The organism is Bacteroides mucinivorans, assembly GCF_034654355.2.
GTDB lineage: Bacteria > Bacteroidota > Bacteroidia > Bacteroidales > Bacteroidaceae > Bacteroides > Bacteroides nordii.
The window spans coordinates 4,849,464-4,871,026 of record NZ_CP178179.1; the positions used below are offsets into that span (position 1 = coordinate 4,849,464).

The following is a 21,563-nucleotide window of genomic DNA, read 5'->3' on the forward strand; positions in this document are numbered from 1 at the left end:
TTATATAATACAATCCATTTAATAAACTTACTAAAGAAAAAGAAAAAAAAATCATTTAATTACATTCCATCATTTTCAACGAGATGATAGGACACTTCAGCTTAACTATTTCGATTATCCAACATACTTTATTGACAACCTATGTCTTAATTATATATTCTTTGGTAAGAAACAAACAAACTTATATCCACTCATTTCGTATACTTTGGGGAATCTATATCTATATTACCTAATAGACATAAATCCCGTATCGTGCACTTAAAACATCCGGATGTTTTCCTAAAGAACATGGGGATGTTGTACATAAAAACATCCCCATGTTTTATATAACAACATGCGGATGTTATTGAAAGAGAAGTCTTATATAAAGATGAACAAGAAGCTATGGTACAACCTGGTACATCCATATATTGTTGTACTACAAAAAGCTACGAAATAGCCTGGGTATAAACACCAACCAGTTACCGATCAAACAAGGCTGATTTTTCTGCCTTTTTCATTATTTATAACTAACAGCCTGCTTTCTCTTTCCATTATTGTTGCAGATAAGCAAAAAATAATCTACTTTTGTTCTTCATTCAGTAAATAGTAAACTATATAAAGCAAAAGAATATGATAGACGTAAAGACTTGTATCAACGATTCACAAGAGAAAATGGATATGGCCATTATGTACCTGGAAGAGGCACTGGCTCACATCCGCGCCGGTAAAGCAAGTACCAGATTGCTGGATGGAATCCGTGTAGATTCTTATGGAAGCATGGTACCTATTAGTAATGTAGCTGCCGTAACCACTCCGGATGCACGTAGCATTACTATCAAACCGTGGGATAAAGGTATGTTCCGTATCATTGAAAAAGCAATTATTGACTCTGATTTAGGCATTATGCCCGAGAACAATGGTGAGATCATCCGTATCGGTATCCCTCCTTTGACAGAGGAACGTCGTAAGCAACTGGCAAAGCAGTGTAAAGCTGAAGGTGAGACAGCTAAAGTAAGCGTACGTAATGCCCGCCGTGACGGTATTGACACACTGAAGAAAGCCCTGAAAGAAGGTCTTGCAGAGGATGAACAGAAGAATGCAGAAGCCAAACTGCAGAAAATCCATGATAAGTATATCAAGCAGATTGATGATATGCTGGCTGAAAAGGACAAAGAAATTATGACAGTGTAAATTAGTAGTTAAGTAATCAAGTAGTTAAGTAGTAAGTAGCAGATGTTTCTGTTTGTATCCTACTTAACTACTTGACTACTCACTACTTGACTACTAAAGAATGATGAGAGGACTGGTAATAAAGAATACAGGGAGCTGGTATCAGGTAAAAACTGATGACGGGCAGTTTATCGAATGCAAGATAAAGGGAAATTTCCGTCTGAAAGGAATACGTAGCACCAATCCTGTTGCTGTGGGCGATCGTGTTCAAATCATACTAAATCAGGAGGGTACTGCTTTTATCAGCGAAATAGAAGACAGAAAGAACTACATCGTTCGCCGTTCCTCCAATCTTTCTAAACAATCTCACATCCTTGCTGCCAATCTCGACCAGTGTATGTTAGTGGTGACGGTGAATTACCCCGAAACATCCACAATCTTCATCGACCGTTTTCTTGCCTCGGCAGAAGCCTATCGTGTACCGGTAAAGCTGATATTCAATAAAGTAGACGCTTACAATGAAGATGAACTGCATTATCTGGACAGCCTCATCAACCTCTATACAAATATCGGTTACCCCTGTTTCAAAATCTCAGCTAAAAAGGGAGAAGGAATTGATATCATCAAAGAAGAGCTGAAAGGACGGATTACTCTATTTTCCGGGCATTCGGGAGTGGGGAAATCAACTCTGATCAATGCCATACTCCCGGAACAGGAAGTAAAAACCGCTGAAATATCTGCATATCACAATAAGGGAATGCATACTACTACTTTCTCCGAAATGTTTGCTGTAGAAGACGGAGGCTATATCATCGACACTCCGGGTATCAAAGGATTCGGAACCTTCGACATGGAAGAAGAAGAAATAGGACATTATTTCCCGGAAATATTCAAATTTTCTGCTGACTGCAAATACAACAACTGTACTCACAGGCACGAACCCGGCTGCGCAGTCCGGCAAGCCGTAGAGCAACATTACATCAGCGAATCACGTTACACCTCTTATCTGAATATGCTCGAAGATAAAGAAGAGGGAAAATACCGTGCCGCCTATTGATTTATTAACTCTTTTTCACTCACTGCGTATTAAACTATCTTCCCAATCGCCTGTCTAAATTAAGACGTTATATACTATACTTAACAGGTACACAACACCACACCGCGTACCTATAATATAAAACATACATGGACAAGAGGATTAAATGGGGTATTATCATCATCGTAGGCGCCGGATTGATAGGAGGTGGCATCTACTCGCAAATGCCTAAACAAAACGCCGAACTGGCAGCAGCCGACAAAGTAACCCAAAATCAAAAGGGAGGTAAAAAGATTCTGAATGTAAATGCACGGATTATAAAGCCGCAATTGCTTACAGATGAAATACGCATCAGCGGTAGCCTGCTACCCGATGAAGAGGTTGACCTTTCATTTGAAACATCGGGAAAGATTGTAGAAATCAACTTTGAAGAAGGCAGTGCCGTAAAAAAAGGCCAACTATTGGCTAAAGTAAACGACCGGCAACTGCAAGCACAACTACAGCGCCTTGTCTCCCAACTGAAGCTGGCAGAAGACCGTGTATTCCGCCAGAATGCCCTGTTGGAAAGAGATGCTGTCAGCAAAGAAGCTTACGAACAGGTAAAAACAGAACTTGCCACACTGAATGCCGATATAGATATTGTCAAAGCAAACATAGCACTGACAGAACTTCGTGCCCCGTTTGACGGCGTTATCGGTCTGCGACAAGTCAGCGTAGGAGCCTATGCCTCTCCCAGTACCATTGTAGCCAAACTAACCAAGATATCTCCGTTGAAAGTAGAGTTTGCAGTACCAGAGCGATATGCCGGGCAAGTAAAAAAAGGAGCAAACCTGACCTTCCACCTCGAAGGGCAACTTGACGGGTTCGATGCCAAAGTATATGCCACCGAGTCAAAAATCAGTGAGATGCACTCACTAACCATACGTGCACTCTACCCCAACAGTAGTGGTAGTGTACTTCCCGGTCGTTATGTAAGTGTTCATTTGAAGAAAGAAGAGATTCCCAACGCAATTGCAGTACCTTCGGAAGCGATTGTCCCCGAAATGGGAAAGGACAAAATATACCTTTACAGAAACGGAAAAGCACAACCGGTAGAGATCTCCACCGGCATACGTACCGAAGCTGAAGTACAGGTACTAAGAGGTCTGCAAGTAGGCGATACTATTATAACTTCGGGAACACTGCAACTTCGTACAGCACTACCTGTCACTCTTGATAACATTGATTAAACCAGCCGCCTTATGAATATATCCGAATTAAGCATACGCCGGCCGGTATTATCGACGGTACTGACAATCATTATCCTCCTCTTCGGGTTCATCGGATACAGCTATCTTGGTGTACGCGAATATCCGTCGGTGGATAATCCCATTATATCGGTATCCTGCTCCTACCCCGGTGCAAACGCTGATGTTATTGAAAATCAGATCACAGAACCACTGGAACAGAATATCAACGGTATTCCCGGTATTCGCTCTCTGTCGAGTGTCAGCCAGCAGGGACAATGTCGTATTACGGTAGAGTTTGAGCTTTCCGTCGATCTGGAAACAGCGGCCAATGATGTGCGTGACAAAGTATCACGTGCCCAGCGCTATTTGCCCCGCGATTGTGATCCTCCTACGGTATCAAAAGCCGATGCCGATGCCATGCCTATCCTTATGGTAGCCCTCCAGAGCGAAAGACGTTCGCTACTGGAACTGAGTGAAATAGCCGACCTTACCGTAAAGGAACAGCTTCAGACAATTGCCGATGTAAGTAGCGTATCTATCTGGGGTGAAAAACGTTACTCCATGCGTTTGTGGCTGGACCCTATCAAAATGTCCGGTTATGGTATCACGCCTATCGATATAAAGAATGCAGTGGACAAAGAGAATGTGGAATTGCCTTCGGGTAGTATCGAAGGAAACACCATAGAACTGACGATTCGTACGCTGGGTTTGATGCATACGGCAGAAGAGTTCAACGACCTCATTATTAAAGAGGACAATAATCAGATTGTTCGTTTCAGTGATATTGGTCGCGCCGAATTGGGTCCGGCAGACATCAAAAGTTACATGAAAATGAACGGAGTCCCCATGGTTGGTGTAGTTGTCATCCCCCAACCGGGTGCTAACCATATCAAGATTGCCGATGCAGTGTACGACCGTATGGAAAGAATGCAAAAAGATCTTCCGGAGGATGTGCACTACAACTATGGATTCGATAATACCAAATTTATCCGTGCTTCCATCAATGAAGTAAAACAAACAGTGTACGAAGCATTTGTACTGGTTATCATCATCATTTTCCTTTTCCTGCGCGACTGGCGCGTGACACTCGTACCGTGTATTGTGATCCCCGTTTCACTGATTGGCGCATTCTTCGTCATGTACCTGGCGGGATTCTCTATCAACGTGCTTTCGATGCTTGCGGTAGTTCTGTCGGTGGGGCTTGTGGTGGATGATGCAATTGTTATGACCGAAAACATTTATGTCCGGATTGAACAGGGTATGGCACCGAAAGAGGCAGGAATCGAAGGAGCCAAAGAAATTTTCTTTGCCGTTATCTCCACTACGATTACGCTGGTAGCCGTATTCTTCCCTATTGTGTTCATGGATGGTATGACAGGACGGCTCTTCCGGGAGTTCAGTCTGGTTATTTCAGGATCGGTTATTATATCTTCTTTTGCAGCATTGACTTTCACACCGATGCTTGCTACCAAACTGCTGATAAAGCGTGAAAAGCAGAACTGGTTTTACAGAAAAACAGAACCATTCTTTGAAGGAATGAATCGCCTATATAGCCGTTCGCTGGCAGCATTTCTGCGGAAACGCTGGTTGGCATTACCCGTTATCGCCGTTACTATCGGAATCATTGTATTCTTATGGGACTATATTCCTGCAGAAATGGCACCGCTGGAAGACCGTTCTCAAATCAGTATCAATACACGTGGAGCAGAAGGTGTAACCTATGAATATATACGAGATTATACAGAGGACATCAACGACCTTGTCGATTCCATTATTCCCGATGCAGAATCCGTAACTGCCCGTGTTTCAAGTGGTAGCGGTAACGTACGTATCACACTGAAAGATATGAAGGACCGTAACTACTCACAGATGGACGTAGCCGAAAACCTGTCTAAAGCAGTACAGAAAAAGACCATGGCACGCTCGTTTGTGCAGCAGTCTTCTTCTTTCGGAGGACGACGCGGAGGTATGCCTGTACAATATGTATTGCAAGCTACCAATCTGGAAAAACTTCAGGAAGTACTGCCGAAGTTTATGGCAAAAGTATACGAAAACCCGGTATTCCAGATGGCCGATGTCGACCTGAAATTCAGTAAACCCGAAGCACGTATCAATATCAATCGTGATAAAGCCAGCATTATGGGAGTCAGTACCCGCAACATTGCCCAAACCCTGCAATATGGATTGAGCGGACAGCGTATGGGCTACTTCTATATGAATGGGAAGCAATACGAGATTTTAGGTGAGATCAATCGTCAGCAACGTAATAAACCTGCGGACCTGAAAGCCATCTATGTACGCAGCGACAACGGAGACATGGTACAGCTTGACAATCTGATAGAATTGACAAACGGTATCGCTCCTCCGAAACTCTACCGCTATAACCGTTTCGTATCGGCTACGGTTTCTGCCGGACTGGCAGATGGTAAGACTATCGGACAAGGACTGGACGAAATGGATAAAATAGCCAAAGAGACGCTGGACGATTCGTTCCGTACGGCACTGACCGGAGATTCAAAAGAATATCGCGAAAGTTCATCAAGCCTGATGTTCGCCTTCGTTCTGGCTATCTTCCTGATTTATCTGATCCTGGCCGCCCAGTTTGAAAGTTTCAAAGACCCATTGATCGTGATGCTGACAGTACCGCTCGCCATTGCCGGTGCCCTGATCTTCATGTACTTCGGTGGAATAACAATGAACATTTTCAGCCAGATTGGTATTATTATGCTTATCGGACTGGTAGCAAAGAATGGTATCCTTATTGTGGAGTTTGCCAATCAGAAACAAGAAAGCGGCGAAGACAAGATGAGTGCCATCAAAGACGCTTCTCTGCAACGTCTGCGCCCTATCCTGATGACAAGTGCATCTACCATATTGGGACTTATTCCACTTGCTTTTGCTACCAGTGAAGGTTGTAACCAGCGTATTGCCATGGGTACGGCAGTAGTAGGCGGAATGCTTATCTCTACGCTGATGACGATGTACATCGTACCGGCCATATACAGTTATATTTCAACGAACCGGAGACTCACGCCTGTCCTTTCCAAAAGCGAGGAAGACGAAACAGCTCCAACGACGCCCCATAATTAAGTAAGAAAGATGGATAAGAAGAAACTTTTAATCTCCCTACTCGCTCTCTGTACCTGCTCTCCCTTCCTTGGAAGAGGTTTCGGAGGTGAGGTATCAGCACAAGAGGTCTATACTTTGAAGTCCTGTCTGGAAAAGGGATTACAAAACAACTATTCACTACGTATCATTCATAACGAAGAACAGGTGAGTAAGAATAATGCTACCCCGGGGAATGCCGGTTATCTGCCTACTCTCGACTTCTCAGCCGGATATAAAGGTACGGTGGACAACACGCAGACCAAAGTACGCGAAAGCGGAGAAACGATCAAAGAAAACGGTGTATTTGACCAGACAATCAACGTGGGACTCAATCTCAACTGGACTATCTTTGACGGATTCAACATCCAGGCAAACTATAAGATATTGAAAGAGCTGGAACGCCAAGGTGAGACCAATACACGTATTGCCATTGAAGATTTCATAGCGAGCCTTGCCGCCGAATACTATAACTACGTTCAGCAAAAGATTCGTCTGGCCAATCTGCATTATGCCGTGAAACTTTCCAAGGAACGGTTACGCATTGTAGAAGAACGTTATCACATCGGAAACTTCTCCCGACTGGACTATCAGCAAGCCAAAGTAGACTTCAACGCAGATAGTGCCAAGTATATGAAACAGCAGGAGCTATTGCATACCTCACGTATCAATCTGAATGAACTAATGGCAAATGCCAATGTAGACCAGCCGCTCTCTATCGTAGATTCTATTATCAGAGTCAACGCCAACTTAAACTTTGAAGAATTATGGGATGCGACTCTGGCTACCAATGCCTCTTTGCTAAAAGCTGATCAGAATACTACGATAGCCCAACTGGACTATAAGAAGATAAACTCCCGCAACTATCCGTATCTGAAACTAAATACCGGCTATGGATATACGCTCAATAAGTATGATATAGCTGCCAATAGTCAACGTGGTAATCTGGGATTCAATGGTGGGTTGACTGTAGGTTTCAATATATTCGATGGCAATCGCCGCCGGGAAAAAAGAAATGCAAGTATTGCCATTAAGAATGCCCGTTTGCAACGTCAGGAAGTGGAGCAGGCCCTACGGGCTGACATCAGTAACCTATGGCAGGCCTATCGCAATAATCTCAAAATGCTGAATCTGGAACGTCAGAATCTTGTTGCAGCCAAAGAGAATCACGAAATTGCCATGGAACGTTATATGCTTGGAGACCTTGCAGGTATCGAGATGCGCGAAGCCCAGAAAAGCTTACTTGATGCCGAAGAACGTATCCTCTCTGCCGAATATGATACCAAACTTTGCGAAATCTCGCTGTTACAGATTAGTGGTAAAGTATTGAAATATCTGAATTAGTGATAAGTGAGTAGTGATAAGTGATTAGCTGGCTGCGCAATTATACCGCATGGTACTAATCACTTATCACTACTCACTCATCACTAATTATCAATTTTCCCCCTATATAAAACAATTTTTACCGTCCCTTTCTTCCACTTTCCGCTACCTTTGCCTCCATACAATAAGTTTTAAACAATAACAAACCATGAAGAAATTAGTATTGATGGCTTTGTCATGTTTCTGCCTGACAAGCCTTTCTGCCCAAACGGACAATAATTACAAAGAAAAGCATCCTTATAAAGACTGGGTAAAAATTGCACCGCAGTTTGATGACGCTTTCTTCAAAACGCCGGAAGCCACCCGCATTGCCGACAATGTATTGCTCTATCAACAAACTACCGGAGGATGGCCCAAAAACATTTACATGGCTGCCGAATTAAACAAAAAAGAACGCGCAGAGGCACTCAAAATGAAAGAAAATGTAAATTTGAGTACCATTGACAATAAAGCTACCATTACAGAGATTAATTACCTGGCCCGTACCTATTTAGCTACTCAGGACGAGAAATATAAAGACGCTGTACTCCACGGATTGCAGTACCTTTTTGAAGCACAATACGAAAACGGAGGATGGCCACAGTTTTACCCCCGTTCCAAAGGATATTACATTCACATCACGTACAATGATGATGCAATGATCAATGTAATGAAACTCCTGAGAGACATTACTAAAAAGAAAGCTCCTTATACCTTCCTACCCGATTCTATTATTCAAAAAGCCCAGGTAGCTTTAGACAAAGGAGTGGATTGCATTTTGAAAACCCAGGTAAAACAAAATGGAAAATTAACCGTATGGTGTGCACAGCACGACCGCGAAACACTTGCTCCTGCCAAAGCACGTGCCTATGAACTCCCATCACTGAGTGGACAAGAATCTGATGACATCGTATTGTTCCTTATGTCGCTCTCTAAACCTTCACCGGAGGTGGTCACATGTGTTGAAGCAGCAGTAGAATGGTTCAAAGAGTCGGAAATAAAAGGATTGAAAAAAGAATACTTTACTAATGAAGAGGGTAAAAAAGACTACCGGATGGTTCCTTGTACAGACTGTGCCCCTTTATGGGCACGTTTCTATGAGTTAGATACCAACCGTCCTTTCTTTTGTGACCGTGACGGGATCAAAAAATATGATATCTCGGAGATTGGGCACGAACGCCGCAACGGATACAGTTGGTACAATAACGGTGGATTGAAAGTATTAAAGAAATACGAGGAGTGGAAGGAGAAATTGCAGAAATAATACTGCCTTTCAGTTAAGCCTCAAGATAACCGTTCCCATTGTTTGCAATAACACCTTGTAAGTTGTAAGCAATGGGAACGGTTATTAAATAACAGAGCTATTTTCCTCCACCAAGGTATGAAATGAACAATATCTCCAATCCTTCTATTTACGATGGAGGGTTATTTATTTCTTTGTATGAGACAAATGAGCACAAAATAGACAGGATTGTATCATTAAGCAGCAAGCAAATGAATTACTTTTGCCTATCGTTTAATAATTCAAAATACAAATCCTTTAAATCAAACAAACCGTATGACACAACTCCCCTCATCAAAACTTGTTTGGAGAAACACATTGCCAGGTCTCTTTTCCCTCTTATTAATCTTCTTGTCGAACTCCCATCTTAGTGCACAAGAGTATCCAAAGCTGATTCTGCCGGGCGATTATCCCGATCCATCTATCATGCGCGATGGTGACGATTATTATATGACACATTCTCCCTTTACTTATAAACCGGGACTACTCATCTGGCACTCGAAAGACTTGCTGAACTGGGAACCGATAGTCCGTGCCCTACCCGACTTTGAGGGTTCGGCATGGGCCACCGATCTGCTTAAATACAAAGATACCTACTATGTATACTATCCTTCGGCAGGTACAAACTGGGTGATCTGGGCAAAAGATATCAAAGGTCCTTGGAGTACCCCCGTCGACTTGAAAGTTAGTGGAATCGACCCGGGACATATAGCCGATGAAAACGGCAATCGGTATCTGTATGTGGACAATGGAGCAGTCATCCGCCTCACAGACGATGGGTTGGCCACCATTGGTGAGAAAAGGAAAGTGTATGACGGTTGGAAATATCCTGACTCATGGGAAACGGAGTGTATGTGTCTGGAAGCTCCGAAGTTGAACTATCACAATGGTTACTACTACCTTACTTCGGCACAAGGAGGAACTGCCGGTCCTGCAACGAGCCACATGGTTGTTTCTGCCCGGTCAAAGAACATTACCGGTCCCTGGGAAAACTCCCCATACAACCCCATCGTGCATACATATAGCGCGGCAGACGATTGGTGGTCTAAGGGACACGGTACGCTGGTGGATGACGTTAATGGCAATTGGTGGATATTCTATCATGCTTATGCCAAAGACTATCACACATTAGGGCGGTCTACCCTGATGGAACCTATCGAATGGACAGCAGACGGATGGTTTCGTACCAAACAGACCGTTACACCGATAGTGACACGGCAGCAGATAAAGCACGGCATGGAACTTTCGGACAACTTTAAAAACCCAGAATTAGGTCTACAATGGACTTTCTGGAAAGAGTATGCCCCGCAGGCAGTTTCGATTGAACGGGGTACACTGTGGCTGAATGCCAATGGAGAGACGCCTGCCAATGGACGTACCTTGTTGGTGAACGTAGGAAATAAACAGTATGAAGCGCAAGTGGAAATCAAAGTAGGCAAAGCGAATACAGCCGGACTAATTTTATTCTACAACGAAAAGGCTTATGCCGGAGTCGCTTCCGACGGAATAAAGTTCACTCTCTATCTCAATGCGGAAAAGAAACTGGAACTTCCCAATACATTGGGCAAGCACTTTATCGCCAGAATACGAAATCAAGGCAATCGTGTAACCATCGCTGTTAGCAAGAACGGGAAAAAATGGATTTCGCTAATAGACAATTTGGATGTATCTGCTCTGAACCATAACAATCAAGGGGGATTCTGCTCCCTACGCGTGGCACTTCTCTCTACCGGAGAAGGCAGAGCCGGCTTCAGCCGTTTCCGCTATCGTGACAATTTTTTGTAAGAGCAAGAAGTGAGTTACTTTACAACGGATGAAGGTAGTACATTGATATTATGTAGTCATCCCTTAAAAGTATATTTCAGCGAAACATCTCCTGCAATGAGTGCTTCGCTGATTAAAAATACCGACTATTTATCCATGTAGAAAAGGAACTAAAAGCAATCCCCAAGAACTTGTTTCGCAGTATCCACACAGCCTCCTTCCGGTTCAGCTTGATACGGATTCGTTCTTTTTACCCAAGCTTCTTCCACTGCGTAGAAATCTGTTTCCGGAATCGTTTCCCCTTCCATCTTACGGGAAAGATTATCAAAGTATAGCTTCCAACGCACATAATAGAAATCTTTCAGCAGACCGTTCCACTCCTTATGTGCATAATCCCGAAGACCTCCCCTTTCGGCAGCATTCCGGTTTCCCCAAGTGGTAACCTGTACACGGGCATTCCATTCGTACAACGCTTTCTCTTCAGGAGTAACACCCAAAGCACGAGCGCTGTTAATCCATCCTCCCAACCGAAACTCTGCACGAGTACCCAACAATTGATCCTGCAACAGTATCAGATTCAGGAATTTCTGAGAAGCCATTGCAAAAAGTTCTTTATCACCTGCACGATAAGCAGCCGTAACCGCTTTCTGCATCAGCCTTCCTTTCTCAGCAATAGCCTGACGAACAACATCTACCAAATCGTACTCAAAGTTAGTATTCCCTCTATACCGGTCGGCCACAGAAACCATCAGACGGACAGCCTCTATCACCTCTTGCGGGTCATAATAATCTTTCATTTCCGACCAACTGGAGACCTGATAAACATCCAATCCCGGACGGGCACAGAACACCGACTCATGTGTTCCTTGCTGGGTCAGCTCCTTCGGAGCATTATAGATAGAATTTGCCAGCTTGCCCCAGGCCAATTGCAGAGCCGGTTCGTCTTTACCATAACGTGCTTTAACATATCCTTTCAACCAGTCTTCTTTCGTAAAACGCTCCGGACGCCAAGGCAACTCCATCAACAGTTCGTACATCACAGGATTGTTTTCTATCCCTTCGGGTGTCATGCCTACTCCTTTCAGAGTAGCGCAGGCCCGGAGATTTTCTTTCGCTAAGTAGTAGTTATCGATCACGTTGTCCATCTTCCCATGTAATCCGACATTGGCACCATAATTCAGTAACATACAATATACCCAATTATGCTTTCCATATCCATCTTTACGATACCACTCTGATTCCGGGTCACCCCATTGCGGCCGGCACTCACTTGTGAGATCAAGTATTAATAAATCTCCGGTATCCAAATTCTTAATCATATCAGGACGAGGATTTGCCTGCCACGCTTGAATCACCCAGACAGCTTTCGGATTCGCCTTCTTCATGGCTTTCATTACAGCTTTACCTACAGCATCCAAATTAACACCGTCCGTATTCCCCCCCTCATGGAAAGGATCCATTGAATAGTAGTTTGCCTTGCCATATAGTTTTTCCAGCTCTTTGTAATAGAGTGATGATATCTCTTCAAAACGCGAATCGTCAGGTTGAAGAAAAGCAGGGCGACGATAACCACACCACACACCGGGATCGGAAACATTCAAACCTAACTTTGCTTTTGCATTGTGAGGCACCATTCCACAATATCCCGGCAGGACGGGTTCTATCCCATACTCATGCATTCGTTTCAGAATTTTCTTCTGAAGTGACACCTGCTGTGTATACCAATGATCCGGATTCGGGCCACCCCATCCTTCAAGATTATTCATCAGCCACCAGGCAAAGAAGCCCGGTCCTGAGATGAACTCATTTATCTCCGTCTTGTTATATCCCAGTTTCTGAAGCACATTATACCATACTGTTTCCGTTCCGGTGATCGCCAAAGGAAGATTGATACCGTGCAATGCCATCCAGTCAATCTCTTTCTCCCACCGTTCCCAGTCCCAGAATGCCATGGAATAGGAGTATGTACAATAATTCAGATCATAACGCCACGGTAATTTCGTCTCATGGCGCTCTTTCTTCATTACAGGAGGAAGAACATCCGGCAGTGTAGCTGTCATCCCGTTCCATGAAAGATGAATACCGGCATAATACTTCAGATACCAGTTCAGCCCGGTTGCTATGCTGACAAAGTTATTTCCCCGAATCACCACCCGGCTACCTTTCTGGTCAAGTTCAAAGAAGTCGGTATCAGACTTCACCTCTTCAATAATAAACTTCTTTGAAGCTCCTCTATCGATACGCTCTAATAAGCCTGAGATGGGAGAAGCTGAGACGATGGTTGTAATCACAGCTAACAGCAATACTACACCAATCCGTTTCATTGTATTCTATAAATTAACCGACAATGTATTTCGCACCTTTACTAAAATACCGATAAATCATCGCTACAAAGAGCCATGAGATACAGAATGCCACCACGGCAGCGAGTGGAATCTGGATACTTATAGGAACGTTCAGGGCTCTCATAAGAAGTACGGAAGGTCCGGTCAGGAAGTAATGAACCATATAGATACCAAAGCCACAAAGTGTAAGATTGGCCAAAGCTTTCCGTACACGTTCCGAACGAATCTCCGCTTTCTTTGCCAGCATAAACACAGGAATCGTCATCATCACCACATTGATAGAACAGTAGGTGAAGAAGAGTTCGTACATTTCGGGCGTACATTCCGGCAATGCAGAGATATGGCGGAAACCAAAGAATGTAATAACATAGCCAACAATAAACATCGGGATGCCGATAGCCAATGTCTTACTCAAAGACCAATCAAGATTTCTCAGATAATGTCCCAGTAACAGATAACCATTGAATCCGGCAAAGGCATAGAGCATGCCAAAGGAATTCCAGGAACAAGTACCCCACAGATATTGAGCTACAAACTGATTGTAGTAAGGCAAGAATAGCGTGATTCCCCATACCAACAGAAACCAGAGTTTGGCACGTTCGGATGCCTTCTCCACCCAGGCTGAGAAAATGGGCATATAAAGATAAAGTCCGATCAGCAGATAGATATACCACATGTGTACAGCCAGAATAGAGAAATTGAAAGGTATCTCCAATATATATTGAACAGCCACAGAGAGCGACTGACGCATTACATCTTCTCCGGCATAAGGGAAGAAATCAAGTACAACCTGAGGGCTAAGTCCTAACAGCCCGGTCACCCACGGAAAAATATTGTAAATAACCGACCAGATAAGGAAAGGGAACAGCACACGCGGAATACGCTTCTTATAAAATACAGAGGCATCGCCACGTACCGGTAACAGCAAAGCGCCGGTAATCATAACAAATAAAGGAACACACGGTCGTAACGCCGCACCATAAACAGCTCCCCAGAATTTGATTTCATCAATATTGGGAGCGTCGCCCGGATAAAAATTGAAAGGGTCCGTGCAATGGCAGCAGACCACGGTAAACATGGCTATCAGTCTTACGACATCCAGCCAGACAATGTGATTCTTTTGTTGCAGTAGTTCAGTCGGTGCTTGTTTCATGATATGTATAAGGTGTTAAATTATAAAAAGGGCACCTGTACTAATCTAAAATACAGATGCCCAAAAAGTTACTCAAATGTTACAGATGATACATAGTCGCGGCATTACTTACCTTCGCAACTACCACCTGCACAACGCGGTTTAATCTGTTTGAAAAAGTCATTGCCTTTATCATCTACCAGAATGAATGCCGGGAAGTTTTCTACTTCAATCTTCCAGATAGCTTCCATACCCAGTTCGGGATATTCCACACATTCAATGCTCTTGATATTGTTCTGAGCAAGGATAGCTGCAGGGCCACCGATAGAACCCAGATAGAAACCGCCATACTTCTTACAAGCATCAGTCACCTGCTGGCTACGATTACCCTTGGCAAGCATAATCATACTTCCACCGTGACTCTGGAACAACTCTACATACGAGTCCATACGTCCGGCAGTAGTGGGGCCCATAGAGCCACAGGCCATTCCCTGAGGAGTCTTGGCAGGACCGGCATAGTAAATCGGATGATCCTTAATATACTGAGGCAGATCCTCACCACGGTCCAAACGTTCTTTCAGCTTAGCATGAGCGATATCACGACCTACGATAATTGTTCCGTTAAGTGACAGGCGGGTAGATACCGGATACTTAGTGAGTTCTTTCAGAATCTCCTGCATCGGACGGTTCAGATCAATCTTAACCGCATCGCCTTCACCTGTATTGCGGAGCTCAACAGGAATCAGGCTACCCGGATTTTCATCCAGTTTCTCAATCCAGATACCATCTTTATTGATCTTACATTTAATATTACGATCGGCAGAACAAGATACGCCAAGACCTACCGGACAGGAAGCACCATGACGGGGCAAACGGATGATACGTACATCATGTGCCAGGTATTTACCGCCGAACTGTGCACCAAGTCCTATGCGCTGAGCCTCAGCCAGTACTTCTTTTTCCAGTTCGATATCACGGAAAGCACGACCGTACTCATTTCCGGTAGTAGGCAGTTCGTCATAATAATGTGTAGAAGCCAGCTTCACGGTCAGCAGATTCTTCTCAGCCGAAGTACCCCCAATCACGAATGCAATGTGATAAGGAGGACAGGCAGCTGTGCCCAACGTCTTCATCTTCTCCACAAGGAAAGGAACCAGCGTACCCGGATTCAGGATCGCTTTTGTTTCCTGATATAAATAAGTTTTATTGGCAGACCCACCTCCTTTGGTCACACAAAGGAATCTGTACTCCATGCCTTCTGTTGCCTCAATATCGATTTGGGCAGGCAGGTTACATTTTGTATTCACCTCATCGTACATGTTCAAAGGAGCATTCTGAGAGTAACGCAGGTTCTCTTCGGTATACGTTTTGTAAACACCGAGTGAGAGTGCTTCTTCGTCACAATAGCCAGTCCATACCTGCTGTCCTTTTTCACCATGCACGATAGCCGTACCGGTATCCTGGCAGAAAGGCAATACACCTTTAGCTGCAACTTCTGCATTACGCAGGAAAGTGAGTGCTACGTATTTGTCGTTATCACTTGCTTCGGGATCGCTCAGAATCTTTGCCACCTGCTCGTTGTGCGAACGGCGCAACATGAACGATACATCACGGAAAGCTGTATTAGCCATAGCCGTGAGCCCCTCTTTCTCTACTTTCAGAATCGGATTTCCTTCAAACTCGCTTACCGATACATAGTCTTTGGTAAGCAGATAATACTCAGTCTTATCTTCTCCATGTTCAAACATGGGTTGATACTTAAACGGAGGTGTTGCCATATCTTTACTTTTTATTACGTAATGTTAGTTAGTGAGGCAAAGGTAATAATAGTTTTCCGAAGTACAGAAAATGGAGGGCTAAAAAAGATAAACAGAAAAAGGCGGTTACCGGGAGAATCTTGTCAAGAGCAGATTTATTGATTCTTAACTGAAAAGAGGACATTTCGGGAGAAAATGGCTGTTACATTGCAACACAATAGCATTTGCATCGCAACATACCGGGAAATGCATCGTAACATAGTAACAAACGAACCGTTACATGCCGAGATATTTTCGGTAAGTACCGGGAAGAATTGTAGAAAACACCCTACTCACAAACGTTCTATTGGCTATATACATAAAAATAAGGAGAAAGCTTAGACTTCCTCCTTATATGTGTAGTTTAACTGAATCTACTTTATAGTTACAGTGACAAAGATACGATATAAAATGTAAAAGTCAAGTTTCCGAAAGTTTATTTTAGGCGAATGGCTCTTATTACTTTCCACAAGACTATAGAAAAATTGACTAATCCTATCAAAATTACAATAGAAAATTCGATATACTGCTCTTTTGCTGGATGAAAAAATATATATAAGAGCGTAAACAAGCATACATATGCTATGGAATATACAAAGAAAAGAATTAAGAATAGTATATTATAAACTTTGTTCTCCCAAAACAGCCGCAAGACGCACAATGCCAATGCAATGGCTGCCGACACAACAACCTCCATCATCCCCATGCCTCTACACAGCAAGAGTAATAAAGCTTGAATCATCCAGTATATAGCCCATATTCGTTCCATAATCAATCTTTGCTAACTTTCATAAATCGCGCTAATTTAATAAGAATAAACGTATATTTACTAATTGGCCCCAAATTAATCAACAAGATTTTCTATCGGCTTTCAATCACAAGAGTAGCTTTCTTCAATCCTTTACCGGTAACTTCCAATACAATTTTCCCTGCATTATCCGAAGATTGCACTATTGCTGTCATCATGCCATTGAAAGCATGCATCTGAGGCAAGTGAAACAAATCCAGACAAGCGGGATCTCCATTGGCTCCTGCACGATAAGTACCTGCACCTTTTACTTTAAAGTTTAACAGATGCCCCGCACCAGGACAAAGGCTACCCTCTTTATCAACAATCCGCACAGTTACAAAAGACAAATCTTTTCCGTCAGCCTGAATTTCTTTCCTGTCGGGAATCAACTCAATATGGTGGGGCACGCCAGCAGTATGTATCTCTTTCTCAGCGACTGCCTTCCCATCCTTATCATAAGCCACAACCTTTATCGTACCCGGCTCGTAACGGGTATCCATCCACATTAACCGATAACGTTTCTGACGTTTGAATTCACGCATAGAAACAGAGTCTTCGCTATTGAATAAGGTGACACTCATGTCTTTGGTACGCTTACCCTGACTTTTACCATTAATAAACAGTTCGGCCGAAGGATAATTGGTATAAACAAAAACCGGAGTTACTTCTCCTTCACGCCCTTTCCAATTCCAATGCGGAAGAATATGTAATGTTTCTTTCTCCCCATTCCAATGGCTGCGATATAAATAATAACGATCTTTAGGTAAACCGGCAAGATCTACTATACCAAACAAAGAAGAGTGGCTGGGCCAATCGGTATAGTAAGGAGTAGGTTCACCTAAATAATCAAAACCAGTCCATACAAATTCACCAATACAATAAGGTAAATCTTCGTGCTGAATGAAATCATCTTCGGGCAGATTGGACCAGGCACAGAATTCTACATCGTAAGAAGAGGCTTGATGATCATCATACTTCTTCATATCCTGACGTACTACCGGGAATTTATAAACTCCCCGGGAACTAACCGTAGAAGCCGTTTCACTACCAAGTATTATTTGTTGCGGTAGCTTTGCATAATTTATCTGATATCTGTGCGGACGATAATTAAAACCGGGAATATCCAAAACAGCAGCCATATTGTTTTTTATAACCACATCCGGTGCATCCATTCCCATAGTTACCGGACGTGTAGGGTCTTCCCGATGGCATATATCCTGTAAATAACGGGTTATTTTTGCTCCTAACTCCGCATTGCTCCACTGCTCGGTAACTTCATTTCCGATGCACCACATAACAATACTCGGATTGTTCCGAAACTGGTGTAACAAGTTAATCATGTCTTTTTCCGACCATTCTTTAAAATTCTGATGATAACCGTTCACACATTTAGCCTCCATCCACTCATCGAAGGTTTCAGCCATCACCATCATCCCCATTTCATCACAAGCTTTTATCAATTCGGGCGCAGGCATATTATGAGAAGTACGAATGGCATTACAACCCATTTCTTTCATAATACGAATCTGCCGACGAATAGCTGCATCGTTTACAGCACCACCCAATGGCCCTGAATCATGATGTATGCAAACTCCTTTAAAATAAGTCTTCTCACCATTCAGAAAGAATCCTTTATCGGGGATAAACTCGAGTGAACGAATACCAAAAGTAGTTACATGTTCATCTAACAATGTTTGCCCGGAATATATCCTGGAATATGCTTTATATAAATCAGGAGTATCAGGCGACCATAGTAAAGGTGATTTCACTATGAAATTCTGTTCGAAAACATTCTCATCACCATATTCTAATAACTTTTCTCCATGATCTATTATCCTGCCATCCTTATCCTTGATTTCTGTAATAATACGATATCCTACTGAGTTTGGCATGCCTGCATCCAATCTCGTTTTCAAATTCACTTTGGCAAAATCTTTATTTACTACCGGAGTAGCCAATTGTGTCCCCCATACCGGAATGTGTACCGGATTATTTATCCGTAAATGCACATTACGATACAAGCCTGCTCCCGGATACCACCGGGAAGATTCCGGCTTATTTTCCAAACGGACTGCTAATGTATTAACGACCTTTTCTTTTAAATAAGGAGTTACATCTAAATAAAAAGAGTTATAACCATAGGGCCAGTATCCGACCTTATTACCGTTAACATAGACCTGAGCATGGCTCATGGCACCGTCAAAAATCAAAGTAGCTTTTTTATCTTTCGTAAATTCAGGAACTTCAAATTTCAGGCGATACCATCCTGTACCTACAAACGGTAATCCTCCTGTCCGTCCGGCATGTGCCATCTCAGTTTCCTGTCCATCCTGCACAATCGCGACCTTCTGCAGGTCATTATTCCTATCGAAAGGACCATAGATAGCCCAATCATGGGGGATTGTAACCGTTTGCCACGAAGTATCATCACAATTGGCAGCACTAAAACCAGCATTGTCTTCACGGGTAAACTTCCAGCCCTTCTCTAAATAATGTTCTGTGCGAACCTGTGCTTCTGCATACCAAAGCTGCACAATTAAAATAAGTAGTAGATTTATTCTTTTCATCATAAGAGTTACTCTTTACAATAGTTATAAACTTTAAAATTACTAATATGGCTCCTGAACTTCCCAGCCTTTTCCAGTGGAAACACAAGCGTCCGGTAATACTCTAATGAATCTTTTCCCTGGTTATAATAATTCATTTGAATATTCATATGATCTATTACTTTGCCATTCACTTTTAACGTAGTAGAACAACTGTCTCCACTGATCTGTATATGATCATTCTCTCCGTCACGAACTTTATATCTGAACGTATTCAAATAGCCATCGCGTGCAAACCCTAATAATCCACAGATCGGATCGGACAAATAAAAAACAGCATTAGGTGAGCGGAACAGTTCTGTTCCTTCTGTTTCATTCATTGATTGAAGGTCAAAAGAAACTGTATAATTATAACCAATCTCAGTCAGCCCGATCGCAGAACCAGGAGTTATCTCTTCTGTTTCATATACCAATGACGTCCCATCTCCCACCCGTGCCAGTTGATTCACTCCGGGTGCTTCACTCAGTATTTTGCGCTTTTTATTGAAATCGGCAAAAGATAAAGATGCCTGATCCCTTGTCCACGTTTTTACTGATAGCGTTTGCATGGCAGGAAATATCCGATGATGAATATCTTTAATAGAAATCCCATTCCCAACATGGTCATTCCATAAAGCAAACATTCCCCCAAGAATAGCCGGATTGTCCTCAGCCAAAGCTTCTCCTCCAATCTGTCCAGGGGTCCATTCTTCATACAACTGCTTCAAATTCAAATAGTCATGGTAATAAGGAGCACCCGGAACAATATATAACAATCTGTCCGGAATACTAATCAGCTGATATCCCTCTGCAATCATGTCTTTGGGGTTGGCAAAACCAATGGACCAGTTACTCATGATAACGTTTTCCGACTTAACCGGGGTTTCTCCTTTGGCATGTGTCAATGCTCCCCATAGACAGGCTTGTTTACCATAACTTTCTACCAGACGAATGTAATGATCGGTAAAATACCGGAATTTTTCCACCACTTTCCGGTCTTCATTAGAATATTCATCCGTACCGATGTGGACACGTTTTCCACAAAACACCGGATCATCTCCTTCCAGATATTCTTTGAAAAGTCCGTCTAAAAAATCATAGGTTTTAGACGAAAAAAGATCCAGATGATCCATCCCATATTTCTCACTACCTATTTCGGGCATATATTGAGAGAAACATAATGAATGTGCAGGTACATCGATCTCCGGAATTATTTCAATTCCATAATTCACAGCCCACTTCTGAAACTCCCGAAACTCAGCCTTTGTATAAAAGCCATCAAAAGCAGTCAAACCCGGATAGGTATCGGACTCCAGTCGGAAAGCAGCATATGTCTTACCCCAGTTATGATCAAAATATTGCTTAAATCCATTATCATTCAAATGAATTTGTAGCGTATTCATTTTATAATAGGACATCACTTTCACCAGATCATTCAGATAAGACATCGGAATAAACTTACGTCCGCAATCGAGCATAAAGCCACGGATAGATGAGTCGGGATAGTCGCGGATAACTCCTCTTGGGATTCGCTGATTATCATTCTGTTCTGCGAGTTGTAATAGTGTACGGGTTCCCCAATAGATACCGATAGCCTCAGGTGCAGATATCACTACACGATCTGATAAAACAATCGAATATCCCTCTTTACCTAAATGTTTATCAGGATGTAATACGATTTCAATATCACCAACCCGGGATGCTCCGGAGACAATCTGTAACTTTCGATTAAACATTTTATAATAATCATCAGATAATTGCTGTGCAATACGTACTAAATCCGGCTGCTTCTGATTATACACAATTCTCGAACCTTCATCGAATGTAAAATAGCCTTTCTTTACCGTCCATTCCTTTAGTTCAGGAATAACAAATGGCTTATCTGTAACTTTTGCTATGCAGAAATCGCATAACAAGCAAAACATAATTAACAGAATATTTCTCAATGTATCAAGCATGGTTCTCTTTCTTTTAATCTTCATCTC

General features: G+C 42.8%; 11 protein-coding genes and 1 pseudogene. 7 read left to right on the forward strand and 5 right to left on the reverse strand.

The genetic code is table 11. The features are described from left to right. Positions 1–612 precede the first annotated feature (612 nt). The 7 genes and pseudogenes from frr to VCM39_RS18605 form a co-directional block, all read left to right on the forward strand. The gene (frr, locus tag VCM39_RS18575; RefSeq protein WP_002559226.1) at positions 613–1,173 is read left to right on the forward strand and encodes a ribosome recycling factor; all 561 of its coding nucleotides are present in this window, start codon (positions 613–615) and stop codon (positions 1,171–1,173) included. A gap of 103 nt (positions 1,174–1,276) precedes the next feature. Beyond that, positions 1,277–2,209, forward strand: a complete 933-nt coding sequence (rsgA, locus tag VCM39_RS18580) for a ribosome small subunit-dependent GTPase A (protein WP_323674041.1) — start codon at positions 1,277–1,279, stop codon at positions 2,207–2,209. A 128-nt stretch (positions 2,210–2,337) separates the two neighbouring features. Next, on the forward strand, positions 2,338–3,417 hold the full coding sequence (locus tag VCM39_RS18585; RefSeq protein ID WP_221650903.1) for an efflux RND transporter periplasmic adaptor subunit: 1,080 nt from the start codon (positions 2,338–2,340) through the stop codon (positions 3,415–3,417). Positions 3,418–3,429: 12 nt separating this feature from the next. Further along, positions 3,430–6,507 (forward strand): efflux RND transporter permease subunit, encoded by a 3,078-nt coding sequence (locus VCM39_RS18590; RefSeq protein ID WP_322933941.1) that lies wholly within the window; start codon positions 3,430–3,432, stop codon positions 6,505–6,507. Between the two features lie 9 nt (positions 6,508–6,516). Beyond that, positions 6,517–7,866: a TolC family protein gene (locus VCM39_RS18595; protein ID WP_289292445.1), complete on the forward strand. Its 1,350-nt coding sequence runs from the start codon at positions 6,517–6,519 to the stop codon at positions 7,864–7,866. Positions 7,867–8,053: 187 nt separating this feature from the next. Continuing rightward, on the forward strand, positions 8,054–9,148 hold the full coding sequence (pelA, locus tag VCM39_RS18600) for a pectate lyase (RefSeq protein ID WP_322933942.1): 1,095 nt from the start codon (positions 8,054–8,056) through the stop codon (positions 9,146–9,148). 336 nt (positions 9,149–9,484) lie between these two features. Next, positions 9,485–10,939, forward strand: a pseudogene (locus VCM39_RS18605) (family 43 glycosylhydrolase); the annotation flags it as partial. A 161-nt stretch (positions 10,940–11,100) separates the two neighbouring features. On the opposite strand, the gene VCM39_RS18610 reads toward VCM39_RS18605, so the two are convergent. The 5 genes from VCM39_RS18610 to VCM39_RS18630 all read right to left on the reverse strand — a co-directional run bounded on the left by VCM39_RS18610 (position 11,101) and on the right by VCM39_RS18630 (position 21,560). Further along, on the reverse strand, positions 11,101–13,254 hold the full coding sequence (locus tag VCM39_RS18610; protein ID WP_322933944.1) for an alpha-N-acetylglucosaminidase: 2,154 nt from the start codon (positions 13,252–13,254) through the stop codon (positions 11,101–11,103). A gap of 13 nt (positions 13,255–13,267) precedes the next feature. Next, a complete protein-coding gene (locus VCM39_RS18615; protein WP_289292439.1) occupies positions 13,268–14,428 on the reverse strand; it encodes an acyltransferase in 1,161 nt (386 codons plus the stop codon). A gap of 104 nt (positions 14,429–14,532) precedes the next feature. Then, positions 14,533–16,185 carry a fumarate hydratase gene (locus VCM39_RS18620; protein WP_221650896.1) on the reverse strand — a complete coding sequence of 551 codons (1,653 nt, stop codon included), beginning with the start codon at positions 16,183–16,185 and terminating at the stop codon, positions 14,533–14,535. A gap of 879 nt (positions 16,186–17,064) precedes the next feature. After that, positions 17,065–19,563: a beta-galactosidase GalB gene (gene galB / locus VCM39_RS18625; RefSeq protein ID WP_289292437.1), complete on the reverse strand. Its 2,499-nt coding sequence runs from the start codon at positions 19,561–19,563 to the stop codon at positions 17,065–17,067. A 5-nt stretch (positions 19,564–19,568) separates the two neighbouring features. Then, a complete protein-coding gene (locus VCM39_RS18630; protein WP_322933945.1) occupies positions 19,569–21,560 on the reverse strand; it encodes a family 20 glycosylhydrolase in 1,992 nt (663 codons plus the stop codon). Between the last annotated feature and the right edge of the window lie 3 nt (positions 21,561–21,563).